This is a genomic window from Paracoccus lichenicola, from assembly GCF_009708075.1.
Classification (GTDB): Bacteria; Pseudomonadota; Alphaproteobacteria; order Rhodobacterales; family Rhodobacteraceae; genus Paracoccus; species Paracoccus lichenicola.
This window is the reverse complement of sequence record NZ_WMBT01000005.1, coordinates 189467-202075: the sequence shown is the minus strand read 5'-3', so window position 1 is coordinate 202075 and position 12609 is coordinate 189467. Positions and strand designations below refer to the sequence as shown.

Annotated in this window: 16 protein-coding genes; 7 read left to right on the top strand and 9 right to left on the bottom strand. The window is 66.9% G+C overall.

The genetic code is table 11. From position 1 onward, the window contains the following. Position 1 precedes the first annotated feature (1 nt). From GIY56_RS10835 to GIY56_RS10820, 4 genes are read right to left on the bottom strand one after another with little or no spacing between them, the layout of a single operon-like run. Positions 2–1288, bottom strand: coding sequence for an erythromycin esterase family protein (locus tag GIY56_RS10835; RefSeq protein ID WP_154764850.1), 1287 nt, complete (start codon positions 1286–1288; stop codon positions 2–4). Continuing rightward, a complete protein-coding gene (locus GIY56_RS10830) occupies positions 1289–1444 on the bottom strand; it encodes a hypothetical protein (RefSeq protein ID WP_154764849.1) in 156 nt (51 codons plus the stop codon). A gap of 16 nt (positions 1445–1460) precedes the next feature. Further along, on the bottom strand, positions 1461–1661 hold the full coding sequence (locus GIY56_RS10825; protein ID WP_154764848.1) for a hypothetical protein: 201 nt from the start codon (positions 1659–1661) through the stop codon (positions 1461–1463). Positions 1662–1664: 3 nt separating this feature from the next. Continuing rightward, positions 1665–1895, bottom strand: a complete 231-nt coding sequence (locus GIY56_RS10820) for a hypothetical protein (RefSeq protein WP_154764847.1) — start codon at positions 1893–1895, stop codon at positions 1665–1667. Between the two features lie 108 nt (positions 1896–2003). On the opposite strand from GIY56_RS10820, the gene GIY56_RS10815 reads away from it, so the two are divergent. Then, positions 2004–2624, top strand: a complete 621-nt coding sequence (locus GIY56_RS10815; protein ID WP_196053606.1) for a phosphatase PAP2 family protein — start codon at positions 2004–2006, stop codon at positions 2622–2624. After that, positions 2625–2933 carry a hypothetical protein gene (locus tag GIY56_RS10810; RefSeq protein ID WP_154764845.1) on the top strand — a complete coding sequence of 103 codons (309 nt, stop codon included), beginning with the start codon at positions 2625–2627 and terminating at the stop codon, positions 2931–2933. It abuts the gene before it with no gap. Positions 2934–2970: 37 nt separating this feature from the next. Here GIY56_RS10810 and GIY56_RS10805 read toward each other — a convergent pair whose 3' ends face one another. Beyond that, positions 2971–3237: a hypothetical protein gene (locus GIY56_RS10805; RefSeq protein ID WP_154764844.1), complete on the bottom strand. Its 267-nt coding sequence runs from the start codon at positions 3235–3237 to the stop codon at positions 2971–2973. Between the two features lie 142 nt (positions 3238–3379). Between GIY56_RS10805 and GIY56_RS10800 the strand changes: the two genes are divergently transcribed. Genes GIY56_RS10800 through GIY56_RS10780 form a run of 5 tightly spaced genes read left to right on the top strand, consistent with a single transcriptional unit; the run spans position 3380 to position 8511 of the window. Beyond that, a complete protein-coding gene (locus GIY56_RS10800) occupies positions 3380–3901 on the top strand; it encodes a 2Fe-2S iron-sulfur cluster-binding protein (RefSeq protein ID WP_154764843.1) in 522 nt (173 codons plus the stop codon). Then, entirely contained in the window at positions 3898–4866 is a 969-nt protein-coding gene (locus tag GIY56_RS10795) for an FAD binding domain-containing protein (RefSeq protein WP_154764842.1), read from the top strand. The genes GIY56_RS10800 and GIY56_RS10795 overlap by 4 nt, the downstream gene beginning before the upstream one ends. Then, the gene (locus GIY56_RS10790) at positions 4863–7037 is read left to right on the top strand and encodes a xanthine dehydrogenase family protein molybdopterin-binding subunit (protein WP_154764841.1); all 2175 of its coding nucleotides are present in this window, start codon (positions 4863–4865) and stop codon (positions 7035–7037) included. The genes GIY56_RS10795 and GIY56_RS10790 overlap by 4 nt, the downstream gene beginning before the upstream one ends. Next, entirely contained in the window at positions 7037–7963 is a 927-nt protein-coding gene (locus GIY56_RS10785; RefSeq protein WP_154764840.1) for an XdhC family protein, read from the top strand. The genes GIY56_RS10790 and GIY56_RS10785 overlap by 1 nt, the downstream gene beginning before the upstream one ends. A gap of 8 nt (positions 7964–7971) precedes the next feature. Then, the gene (locus GIY56_RS10780; protein ID WP_154764839.1) at positions 7972–8511 is read left to right on the top strand and encodes a nucleotidyltransferase family protein; all 540 of its coding nucleotides are present in this window, start codon (positions 7972–7974) and stop codon (positions 8509–8511) included. Here GIY56_RS10780 and GIY56_RS10775 read toward each other — a convergent pair. From GIY56_RS10775 to mnmG, 4 genes are read right to left on the bottom strand one after another with little or no spacing between them, the layout of a single operon-like run. After that, entirely contained in the window at positions 8481–9383 is a 903-nt protein-coding gene (locus GIY56_RS10775) for a ParB/RepB/Spo0J family partition protein (RefSeq protein WP_154764838.1), read from the bottom strand. The two genes, GIY56_RS10780 and GIY56_RS10775, sit on opposite strands and share 31 nt — an antisense overlap. Next, positions 9383–10168, bottom strand: coding sequence for a ParA family protein (locus tag GIY56_RS10770; RefSeq protein ID WP_154764837.1), 786 nt, complete (start codon positions 10166–10168; stop codon positions 9383–9385). Before GIY56_RS10770 ends, GIY56_RS10775 begins: the two co-directional genes overlap by 1 nt. After that, entirely contained in the window at positions 10155–10751 is a 597-nt protein-coding gene (gene rsmG / locus GIY56_RS10765; RefSeq protein ID WP_154764836.1) for a 16S rRNA (guanine(527)-N(7))-methyltransferase RsmG, read from the bottom strand. Before rsmG ends, GIY56_RS10770 begins: the two co-directional genes overlap by 14 nt. Further along, a complete protein-coding gene (gene mnmG, locus GIY56_RS10760) occupies positions 10748–12607 on the bottom strand; it encodes a tRNA uridine-5-carboxymethylaminomethyl(34) synthesis enzyme MnmG (protein ID WP_328288512.1) in 1860 nt (619 codons plus the stop codon). Before mnmG ends, rsmG begins: the two co-directional genes overlap by 4 nt. Between the last annotated feature and the right edge of the window lie 2 nt (positions 12608–12609).

Here is a 12609-nt window from a genome sequence, read left to right as displayed (position 1 = left end):
CCTACAGGCCAAAGGGCCAGGTGTCGGGCACGTCGTCATGGCGGCCCCCGTCGCCCGCGCCGGCCAGCGCCTGCGTCCGGTCGAACCAGATCCAGCCGTCGTATTGCCGCCCGGCTTGGGCCTGCATGTAGTGGCTGAGCCGTTCGCTTTCGGGGCGGTAGATCACGCCGATGAAGCGTTGCAGCAAGGGCTGCGACAGTCGCGCGGCCAGATCGCCGTCGCGCCGGAAATCCAGCAGGAAACGCGAGGTCCCGCTGTCATGGCACAGCCGCTCGAAACTGTCGGGGCGCGAGGGCCGGACGGTCTTGACCTCGGCGTCCTCGTCCCAGTCGGATGCGGCGGTGACCGTGCCATGGTCGGTGCCAAGGCCCACCAGCGCCACCTGGTCGCCCCAGCGTTCGCGCGCCAGCTGGCCCAGGTTGTGTTCGCCCAGGCGGCTGCCCATCTCGGTCTGGCGGGCGTCGCCGACATGCGAGTTGTGCGCCCAGACCACCGCCCTGGTTCCTGCCCCGCCCGCCTGCAGCAGATGGTCCAGCGTGTCGGCCATGTGGCTGTCGCGCAGGTTCCAGGATTCCGCCCCGCCCCCGTACATGACGCGGTAATAGCGTTCGGCCGTCGCGACAAGCCGGGCGTTCTGCGCCGCATCCAGCTGGTCCCGCCCCTCCAGGGCGCGGGCCAGCAGATCGCGGCATTGCTGGACGACCGCCTGTTCGCACTTGTGATAGCCCGATCCTGCCAGGCGGCCATAGGCGGCAGGCTGTTCCGTCCAGGGTTCCAGGCAACCATAGCGCCCGCGCGCAACCGCGGCGGCCTCGGGGTCGGTGTTGTCCAAGTAGTCCAGCACCGCCCGGATCGAGGCGGAAAGGTTGTACATGTCCAGGCCGTAAAAGCCGACCTGATCCCCGGGGTCGCGGCCCCGGTTCCAGTCGCGCATCCAGTCCACCAGCCCCGCGACCGGGGCATTGCGCCACATCCAGCGCGGAAACCGCTGAAAGGGTTCCTCGGCGCCCTTGCGCGGGGGAAGGCCGCGGACATGGCGGTCCAGGACCGCCGCGTCGGGCCAGTCGGCCTCGACCGCGACGATCCTGGTGCCGTGCCGTTCGATCATGCGGCGGGTGATGGCGGCGCGGGCCGCGTAGAATTCCGCCGTGCCGTGGCTCGCCTCGCCCAGCATCAGGATGCGGCAATCCGCCCATCGGTCGGCGAATGCCGCAAAGCCGTCATCGTCGGGCGGCGGCAGCGGGATGCAGCCGCCGGCGATGGCCTGGGCAAGGTCCCCTGCGGGCATCTAGCCCTGGCCTGCCTCGTCCTCGTCCTTTTGCGCCTCGCGCTTGTCCGAGGCCTTCAGGTCGGGGCGCGGGTCGAAATCGGGATCCGCATTGGTGGTGTCCACGCGCTTTTCGATGATGCGCTGCTGCTGGTCCTTGGTCTTCCTGCCGACCATGGGTTCCTCCTCTGCGCTACGTGTTGGTGCGGCCGCGCTGGTTGGGATCGACGCCGCCCTGCGGGGTGGTGTCGTTCAGCACGTCGCCTTCGACGGTGTTGTCGCCGCCGATGGGCGGATCGCCGGGACCCGGCAGGCCCTTGGACTGGCCGATGCCCGGATCCTCATGCAGATCCTTGTCGGTGGGCTGGTGGGTCTTGGGATGCTTGTTGGACATGGCCTAGTCCTCCGCATCGCCGTCGCGGTTGCCGACGTGGTCGTGCAGCTGCTCGGTCTCGACATGGCGGGAATCGAGGCCCCGCTGGTCGGAATGGCGCGACTTGTCGCGGTTCGACAGGATCTCGTTGTCGGGCAGCTGGTCGGGCATGTCGGGGGCCATGCCGCCGGTGCCGTCGCCCTTGCCCTGGTCCTGCTGGCCCGCGCCGAATTTCTTCTTGCTTGCATGTGCCATTCCGGGTCCTCCGTTTCGTGTCCGTGGTGGCGTCAGGGAAAACCGGCTGGCGCGGGGATTGTTCCACGGCCGGGCGGAACCCGGGCCTTTGCCCGCCGTTACCGAGGCATGTCACACCTGCCCCACCAGACCGCCCCCGACGACCCCGCCGCCCAGACCGAAGGGCTGGAGCGGATGGACATCGACGCCGCCAAGGCCGCCGCCCGGCATCGCCATCACCCGGTGGTCAGGACCCTGGGCACCTTCAGCGAACTGGCCGACCAGATGCAGCTGACGGCGCTGTGCGGGGCCGTGGTCGCGGGCGGCGTGCTGAGGGGGCGTGCGGATGTCGCGCGCACCGGGCTGCGGATGATGGCCGCGCATGTGCTGGCCAATGTCGTCAAGCGCCGCATCAAGAACCGCTTGCGCCGCACCCGCCCCGAAAAGATGGTCAAGGAACGCGATTACCAGTTCGAGGTCGGCGAGGCCGAGGGCGGGCACGAGACCTCGTTTCCGTCCGGGCACACGGCGGGGGCGGTGGCGGTGGCCCGGATCGTCGCCCGCGACTGGCCCGCGCTGGCGCTTCCTGCCGCCGGCTGCGCCGCGCTGATCGCGGCGGTGCAAATCCCCCGCGCCAAGCATTACCCCGTCGATGTCATGGCAGGCGCGGCCCTGGGTCTTGCGGCAGCCTGGGCCGTCGATCGCCTGCTGCCCGGCACCACCTATCATTCGCAACGCAAGGAGGATTGAATGTCCGACAACGCCACCACGTCCGTCTCGGCCCTGTTCGAGACGCGGGAAGCCGCCGATTACGCCATCGAGCATCTGGTCCAGCAGCACGGGCTGAACCGCGCCGACATCTTCGTCGAACCCGCGGGCGACGACAACACGGCGGGCAACCGGATTTCGGGCGGGGATGCCAACAAGGGGGATGATGCGGGCGACGACGCCCCCCTGCGCGGCGCGCTCAAGGTTTCGGCCGACGTGGCGCAGGACCACGCCGGGATCGTGGAAGGCACCTTCCGCGAGATGGGCGGGCAGGACATCGCGCGGCGCTGACGGGCGCCGCGCGCTGCCCCCTTGCTTGTTCCCGGACTTACTTGTCCCCCGACACGAACCTGTTGAACCGGCTGGTGTCGCCCCCGGCCGTTTCCTCCTGATACAGGAAGCTCAGCCCGTTCTCGTCGAAGATCTCGAAGAATTCTTCCCACGAGATCTGCGTCAGCCCTTCTTCCGGCTCTCCGAAATCGATGCGCAGGATGCCGCCTTCGCCCTTGGTGTCCACCATGGCGGGGTGGCCGTCGCGCGCTTCGGCCCATTCGCGGATCGTGTCGTGGTCCTGGGTGGTGTTCGATGTGGACATGCCATCCTCCTTGGGTTTGCGTCGCGGATCGAACGCCCGGGGTCCGCAGCCGTTCCGCCGGCCGAAAGCGGGGCTGACAGGGAACGCGGCGCGGCCTTGGTCGTTGAGGCACAGCCAGCCGCCCTGCCAGCACGGGAATCTCATGCAGATCACGCTTCACCTAAACGGCACGTCCCATCCCCTGGACGTGGATCCGCGCACCACGCTTCTGGATGCGCTTCGCCATCACCTGGGCCTGACCGGCACCAAGAAGGGCTGCGACCACGGCCAATGCGGCGCCTGCACGGTGCTGATGGACGGGCGGCGGATCAATGCCTGCCTGACGCTGGCCTGCATGGCGGAAGGTCACGACATCACCACCATCGAAGGCCTGGGCACGCCCGGCAACCTGTCGCCCCTGCAACAGCAGTTTCTGGACCATGACGGCTTCCAGTGCGGCTATTGCACGCCCGGCCAGATCTGCTCGGCCACGGGAATGCTGGACGAGATCGCGGCGGGCTGGCCCAGCCATGCCTCCGACACGCTGGACGGCCCGTTCGCGCTGACCCATGCCGAGATAGCCGAACGGATGAGCGGCAACCTGTGCCGCTGCGCCGCCTATTCCAACATCGTCGCGGCCATCCGGCAGGTCGCCCAGGGCACCGGGCGCGAGGACGCGGCATGAGGGAATTCGCCTTTCACCGCGCCGCGTCAGTGGCGGATCTGCCCGCCGGGGCCACGATCATCGCGGGCGGCACGAACCTGCTGGACCTGATGAAGCTGGAGGTGATGGTCCCCGAGGCCCTGGTGGACATCACCCGCCTGCCCCTGGACCGGGCCGAACCCGAGGGCGAGGACCTGCGCATCGGCGCCCTGGTCAGGAACAGCGACCTGGCGGCGCATCCGACCGTCCGGCGCGATTACCCGGTGCTGTCGCGCGCGCTGCTGGCAGGCGCCAGCGGGCAGTTGCGCAACATGGCCACGACCGGCGGCAACCTGATGCAGCGGACGCGCTGTCCCTATTTCTACGACCGCCGCATGGCCTGCAACAAGCGCGACCCCGGCGCGGGCTGTTCGGCCATCGGCGGCGTGACGCGCAACCACGCGATCCTGGGGGCATCCGACCACTGCATCGCCACCTATCCCGGCGACATGGCCGTGGCGCTGCGCGCGCTGGACGCGGTGGTGGAAATCGACGGTCCCCGTCCCCGCCGCGTTCCCCTGGCGGATTTCCACCTGCTGCCGGGCGACACCCCGCATGTGGAAACCGTCCTGCAACCGGGCGAGATCATCACCGCCGTGATCCTGCCCGCCCCGGTCGGCGGCCAGCAGCGATACCGCAAGGTGCGGGACCGGGCGTCCTATGCCTTCGCGCTGGTGTCCGTGGCGGCGATCATCGGCATGGAGGGGGGCCGCATTGCCCATGCGGCGCTGGCCTTTGGCGGGGTCGCGCACAAGCCCTGGCGCGACCCGGAGGCCGAGGCCCTGCTGATGGGCCGGGAACCGTCCGACGCGCTGTTCCATGAGGCCGCCGAGATCCTGCTGCGCCCGGCGCAGGCGCAAGGCGAAAACCGGTTCAAGATTCCCCTGCTGCGCCGGACGCTGTTGGCGACGCTGCGCGATGCGACCGGAATGGAGACCCAGGCATGACACGGCACCTGCGGGTCGATGGCCCGAACCACGACGACCGGCTGGACCACATGGCGCAAGGCGTGATCGGCCAGCCCCTGAACCGGCTGGAAGGCCCGCTGAAGGTGACGGGCCGCGCCACCTATGCCGCCGAGGCCCGGCCCGAGGGCATGATTTACGGCGTGCTGGTCCAGGCCGCGATTCCGGCAGGCAAGGTGCTGGAGATCGGCGACGCGCCCGGCGCCCTGGCGGTGATCCAGGACAAGCGGATGATCCGCTACGGCGCGCAGGGCATGGACGAGAAGGGACCGACCTCGGGGCCGAACCAGGTCGAATACATGGGCCAGGCCATCGCCCTGGTCGTGGCCGAAACCTTCGAGGCTGCCCGCCATGCGGCCCAGAACCTCGCCATCCGCTACAAGGCCAAAACCGTCCCGGTGAACCCCGAGGCGGTCACGCCCGAATTGCCGCCGAAAAAGCAATCGGCCGTGGGCAACGTGGACAAGGCCATGCGAAAGGCGGCCTTTTGCGTCGATCAGGTCTGGCACACGCCCGCGCAGGTGGCCGCCGCCATGGAACCCCATGCGGCGATTGCCGAATGGGACGGCAACAGCGTCACCATTCGCGCGGGGCTGCAGATGCTGTCGTCGAACCGCAAGCAGATGGCCGACGCCCTGGGCATCCGGGAAAGCAGGGTGCGGCTGCTGGCGCCCTATGTCGGGGGCGGCTTCGGGTCGAAACTGGGCATCAATGCCGAAGCCGTCGCTGCCGCCATCGCCGCCAGGGAACTGGGCCGTCCGGTGATGGTCGCCATGACGCGCCAGCAGGTCTTCGATCTGGCGCATCGCCGGTCGGAAACGCGCCAGCGGATCCGCCTGGCCTGCGACGCGGACGGGCATCTGTCCGGCATCGGACACGAGGCGCTGGTGTCCAGCCTGCCCGGCAGCGAATTTTCCGAACCCGTGACCCAGGCCACGCCCTTCACCTATCAGGCCGCGCATCGGCAGATCGTCCACGCCGTCGCCCGCATCCACCGCAGCCCCGCCGGATCGGTCCGCGCGCCGGGCGAGGCCGTGGGCGTCACCGTCTTCGAATGCGCCATGGACGAACTGGCCGAAGCGGCAGGCATCGACCCGGTGGACCTGCGCCTGAAGAACATCCCCGATGTCGAACCCACCACGGAAAGACCCTTTTCCAGCCACAAGCTGGCCGAGGCCCTGCGCGAAGGGGCGCGGCGCTTTGGCTGGGCGGACCGCCGGCCCACCGGCCAGCGGGTCGAGGGCGAATGGCTGATCGGCATGGGCATGGCGGCGGCCGTGCGGGTCAACATGCTGGTGGAATCGCGCGCCCGGGTGACGCTGGTGCAGGACGGCCATGCCATCGTCGAAACCGACATGACCGACATCGGCACCGGCACCTACACGATCCTGGGCCAGCTTGCCGCCGAGATGCTGGGCCTGCCCGCCGACCGGGTCGAGGTCCGGCTGGGCGATACCGATTTCCCGCCCGCCGCCGGGTCGGGGGGATCCTTCGGGGCGGCGTCCAGCGGCAATTCGGTCTATCTCGCCTGCGAGGAGATCCGCAGCCGGATCGCCAAGGCCATGGGCTGCAACGAGGCCGACCTGACCCTGCAGGACGGCATGGCGCGGGCGGGCAATGTGGTCCGGTCCCTGGCGGAACTGGTCGATGGGACCATCACCGCCGAAGGCCATCTGGAACCCGGCAAGACCGAAAAGTCGCACCGCCAGGCCACCTGGGGCAGCCACTGGGCCGAGGTCGCGGTGAACCGCTGGACCGGAGAGGTCCGCGTCCGCCGCATGATGGGCGTTTTCGCCTGCGGGCGGGTGCTGAACGAAAAGACCGCCCGGTCGCAATGCCTGGGCGGCATGACCTTCGGCATCGGCATCGCCCTGACCGAGGCCATGGAGCATGACCCGCGCGATGGCCACGCCGTCAGCCACGACCTGGCGGAATACCACATCCCCACCCACGCCGATGTCCCCGCCTTGGAGGTGCATTTCCTGCCCGAACGCGATGCCTATGTCGGTCCCCTGCAGGCCAAGGGATTGGGCGAACTGGGCATCTGCGGGGCCGGGGCGGCGGTGCTGAACGCGATCCACAATGCCTGCGGCGTCCGGGTCCGCGAATTGCCGGCCACGCCCGACAGGATCATCGCCGGTCTGGATCCCTGATGCGGACCGAGCCTGCGCCTTGCACCCGAAAGACGGGGCTGTCCGACGATCCCCTGGCGGCCGCGCTGGACTGCCCCGATCCCGTGCTGGCGATCATCACCGGCATCACCGGCCCGTCCTATCGCCCCCTGGGCGAGATCATGGGCTTTTGCGGGGACCGGCAGGTCGGTTCTCTGAGTTCGGGTTGCATCGAAACCGACCTTGCCCGCCACGCCCGGCAATCCTTGCAAGACGGGCCGCAGGTGGTCCGCTATGGCGAGGGTTCGCCCTGGTTCGACCTGCAACTGCCCTGCGGCGGCGGGCTGGAGATCACGCTGGTCCCCCGCCCCTGCCCCGGGCTTCTGGCCGACATCGCCAAGGCCCGGGCCAGCCGCCACCCCGTCGGCTTGTGCATCACGCATGACCTGATGCTGCGCCGCTGCGATCCCGGTCCGACCGGACCCATGGCGGAGGGATTTCGCATCCTGCTGGTTCCCCCGCCGCGCTTCCTGATCTTTGGCCAAGGTCCCGAGGCGGTCGTCTTCGCGGGCCTTGTCCGGGCCGCGGGCTATCCGCATCTGCTGCTGGCCCCCGACCAGCAGACCATCGCGCAGGCCGAGGCCGCAGGCACGCTTGCCCGGCTTCTGCATTGGCCTGCCCTGCCGACGGACCTGGACATCGACGACCGCAGCGCCGTGGTGCTGTTCTTTCACGACCACGATTGGGAACCGCCGATCCTGGCCCGCGCCCTGAAGTCGCCGGCCTTCTATATCGGCGCCCAAGGGTCGCAGCGCGCGCGGGACAGGCGACTGGCAAGCTTGCACGATCACGGCGTCCGACAGGGGTTGGAGCGTCTCAGGGGACCCATCGGCCTGATCCGCTCGGCCCGCGATCCACGGACCCTGGCGGTCTCGGTCCTGGCCGAGGTGCTGGAGGCGGCTGCGTGACCACGGTCGTGCTGCTGGCGGCGGGGCGTTCAAGACGGTTCGGCCCGGATTGCAAGTTGCAGGCGCCTTATCGGGGAAAGCCGCTGGTCCGTCACGCGGCCGAGGCCATTCTTGGGACGGGCCTGCCTGCCGTCGCGGTGATCGCCGATCCGGCTGTCGCGGGACTGCTGCCCGAATTCAGGCTGGTTCATGGCCGCGGGGTTCAGTCGGACTCGGTGCGGCTTGGGCTGCGGCATGTGGCAGACGAGGCTGCGCTGATCGTTCTGGCGGACATGCCGCATGTCACCGCAGACCTTTTGCAACGGATTGCCACCTCACGCGCGCCTGCCGCCGCCACGGACGGACACCGGATCTGTCCCCCGGCCCTGCTTCCGCGGTCCCTTTTTCCACAGGTGCAGGCGCTGACAGGCGACCAAGGCGCCGGCGCGCTGTTGCGATCCCTGCCCGGCTTGCACCGGATCCATGTGAAGCCCGAGTTCCTGAGGGACGTGGATGTCCCTGACGATCTGCTTTCCAGTCAGGACCGGCTGGCACCGCCCAGGATCTGACAAAGCCTGTCCAGCTGTTCCAGGTCGCGGTAGCTGATGACGACCGTTCCGCTGCCGGAAGGCATGTGCTTGATCGTCACCGCCATCTTCAACTGCGCCGCCAGATCGGCCTCGAGCGCACGCGTGTCCGCATCCTTGGTGTCCCTGTGCAAGGTCTTGGCCTGATCTCCAGAATTTGGGTCCTTGGCCTGTTTGCGCACAAGATCTTCTGTTTCGCGGACGGAAAGACCGTTGTCGATGACCCGTCTTGCCAGCGCCGCCGGGTTGTCCGCAGTGATCAGGGCGCGGGCGTGACCGGCGGACAGTTTTCCGTCCTTCAGGTATTCCTGGACCTGATCGGGCAGGTTGAGAAGACGAAGCAGGTTCGCGATATGACTGCGGCTCTTGTTCAGGGCTTCGGCCAGCTTTTCCTGGGTATGCCCGAATCGGTCCATCAGCTGGCGATAGGACGCGGCTTCCTCGATGGCGTTCAGGTCGGCGCGCTGGATGTTCTCGATGATCGCGACTTCCAGCACCTCGGTGTCGGACAGGTCGCGCACGATCACCGGAAGTTCGTGCAGCTGGGCCATCTGCGCCGCGCGCCATCGCCGTTCACCCGCGACGATCTGGTAAAGCCCTTCGTCCTTCGGATGCTTGCGCACGATCAAGGGCTGCAACACCCCCCGCTGCCGCAACGATTCGGCCAGTTCCTGCAAGGATGCCGCATCGAAACTGCGCCGGGGCTGATCGGGGTTCGCGGTGATCTGCTCGATCGGGATCAGGGTCCGATCCTTTGCCGGCTTCGTGTCCGCTGGTCCGTCCAGATCCAGATCCGCCATCAGGGCGGAAAGCCCGCGCCCCAAGCCGCGCTTGGCAAGTTTGCTGTCGGACATCAGGCTTCCTCTTTGACGAGTTTCAAGCGGGCCGCGAATTCGCGTGCGAACTGGCGATAGGCGGCGCTGCCCTTGGACGCGGGGTCATAAAGCAGCACCGGCTGCGCGAAGGAGGGTGCCTCGGACACGCGGACGTTGCGGGGAATGATCGTGGGAAAGACCAGATCCCCCAGGGTCGCGCGGGCATCGGCCTCGACCTGCTGGGACAGATTGTTGCGGGAATCGGACATCGTCAGAAGAACGCCGTTGACGCGCAAATCCGGGTTTCCGCCTTGCCGGACATGCTTGATCGTGGTCAACAGTTGCGAAAGCCCCTCGAGGGCGTAGAATTCGGCCTGCAGCGGCACCAGAACCCCATCGGCAGCGACCATGGCATTCAGCGTCAGAAGCCCCAGGGCCGGGGGGCAATCGATCAGGATGATGCTGCCTTTCGGCGCATCCTGAAGCTTGCGGTGCAAGAGCCTGGTGCGGTCCCTGGTCTGTGCCAGATCCACATCGGCCGATGACAGGTCGGAGGTCGCGGGAACGATGCTGAGGTCGGGAATATCCGTGGCCATCAGGCAATCGGTCAGGGACTCTGACCCGGCCAGAAGGTCGTAAACGGTCCTTTGACGCTGCTCGACACCGATCCCCAGACCTGTCGAGGCATTGCCCTGCGGGTCCAGATCAATCAGGATCGTCGGATGACCATCCATCGCCAGGGCCGCGCCCAGATTGATCGCGGTTGTGGTCTTTCCGACCCCACCCTTCTGGTTGGCGATGGCAACGACGCTATTGTGCGCCATGAGAGACTCCGCTTACTTCCAAGATCGCCGCGCCTTCCTGAGTCCGGCTGGGATGGGCAACACAGTCAAAGACCCACTCGGTCCGGGCATCTTCGACTTCGCCCTGCCATTGACGGCCCTTCATCAGAAAGGCCGTTCCCGTCGGCGCAAGATGCAGGTGAAGGTATGCCATAAGCTGCCGCAGGGGAGCAAGGGCTCTGGCGCTGACATGGGCAGCATTCAGTGGCGGCAAGGTCTCAACCCGCCGAGAGACCACCTTCACCCTGGTCAAATCCAGTTCGCGGACAACCGTGCGCAAAAAGGCAGCCTTCCGCTGGTCGCTTTCGACAAGAGTGAAGGAGATGTCCGTGTCGGCCTTCGCGATGGCCAGCACAAGGCCAGGCAATCCCCCTCCGCTGCCCAGATCGACCCAGTGTCCCGTGCCGTCCTGGATCAGATCCGCGACCTGAAGACAATCGTCGATATGCCGTGTCTGCAGCTCGCTCAGCGAGCCTGGCGCAACCAGATTGATGCGGCTGTTCCAATGGCGCAGCAGTTCTGCATAGGCCTGCAACCGAGAGGATGTTTCACGTGAAACACTCATGCCCGTTTCTTGCGGGCTGATCGCGTGGCCGCCAGCAGAAGGGTGAGGGCGGCCGGTGTCATCCCCTCGATCTTGGCGGCGGCTGCCACCGAGGCCGGTCGTGCGGCGACAAGCTTTGTCTTCAGTTCGTTGGACAGTCCAGGCAAGCCGGCATAGTCGAAGCCATCATCCAGAAGAATGGCCTCATCGCTGCGAAGCAGAGCAGCATCCCTGGCCTGGCGATCCGTGTATTGATGATAAAGCGCATCATTCCGAAGCTGTTGCATCGTGTCCCGAGAGATATGGCCCATCGACGGAACAAGCCGCGCCAGGGCTTCGGAAGACATGTCCGGCTGCCCCAACAGCGCGAAGGCCGATCGGGGCTGGCCGTCCTGACGGACGGCGATTCCGGCCTTGATCAACGCCGTGGGCGTAAAGGTTGTCGCCTCCATCACGGCCCGGGCTTTTTCATAGTTCTGCTGCCGGGTCACGAACATCTCTCGCCGTGCGTCTCCGACACAGCCCAGACGAATGCCAAACGGCGTCAGCCGCTGGTCGGCATTGTCCGCACGCAGGCTCAGACGAAACTCTGCCCGGGAGGTGAACATGCGATAGGGTTCCGTCACCCCCCGTGTCGTCAGGTCATCGATCATCACGCCGATATAGCTGTCGGCCCTGCTGAAAACCGCAGGTTCTTGGCCCTTGGCGGCCAAGGCAGCATTGATCCCTGCCACCAGACCTTGTGCAGCCGCTTCCTCATACCCCGTGGTGCCATTGATCTGTCCGGCCAGATACAGACCCGGAACGGTCTTCAGGCGCAGCGTGGGTTCAAGCGCGCGCGGATCGACATAATCGTATTCCACCGCATAGCCGGGCTGCAGGATCTCGGCACGTTCCAGGCCAACGATGCTTCTCACGTAATCCAGCTGCACGTCCGCGGGCAGGGATGTGGAAATGCCGTTCGGATAGACGGTATCGTCATCCAGCCCTTCCGGTTCCAGGAAGATCTGATGAGACTCCTTGTCCGCGAACCGCAGCACCTTGTCTTCGATCGACGGACAATACCGAGGTCCCCGCCCCGCGATATGCCCGCCATACATGGCGGAACGGGACAGGTTCTGCCGTATGATCTCGTGCGTCCGGGCGTTCGTATGCGTGATGCCGCAGGAAATCTGCCGGGCCTGGACCCCTGTGCTGAGATAGGAGAACAGCGTGGGGTCCTCATCGCCTGGTTGGACCTGAAGGCTGTCCCAGTTGATGGTCCGGCCATCCAGACGTGGCGGCGTTCCCGTTTTCAGGCGGCCCAACAGCAGATCATATCGTTGCAGAGAGGTGGCCAGACGATTGGACGCCTGGTCTCCCCACCGTCCTGCCGCTCGGCTCACGTCGCCGATGTGGATGACGCCGTTCAGGAATGTCCCGGTCGTGAGGACGACCGCAGAGGCCGTCATCACCGAACCATCCGCAAGTTCGACGCCCGAAGCTGCCGCATCGCTTCCGGTCAAGGCCGCGACTTCGCCTTGAATCAGGTCTAGACCGGGACTGTTGGAAACGGCCTTGAAGGCTGCCGCGCGATACAGCTTGCGGTCCATCTGGGCACGGGGTCCCTGCACGGCAGGACCCTTTTTCCTGTTCAGCAGCCGGAACTGAATGCCGGCCTGATCGGCAATGCGCCCCATTAGGCCATCCAGCGCGTCGATCTCGCGCACCAGGTGCCCTTTTCCCAATCCGCCAATGGCAGGGTTACAGGACAGGGTCCCGATATCCTCCTTGCGCATGGTCACCAATGCTGTCCTGGCCCCCAGGCGAGCGGAAGCGGCAGCCGCCTCGAGACCCGCATGACCTGCGCCAATGACGATCACATCATAATGTTTCACGT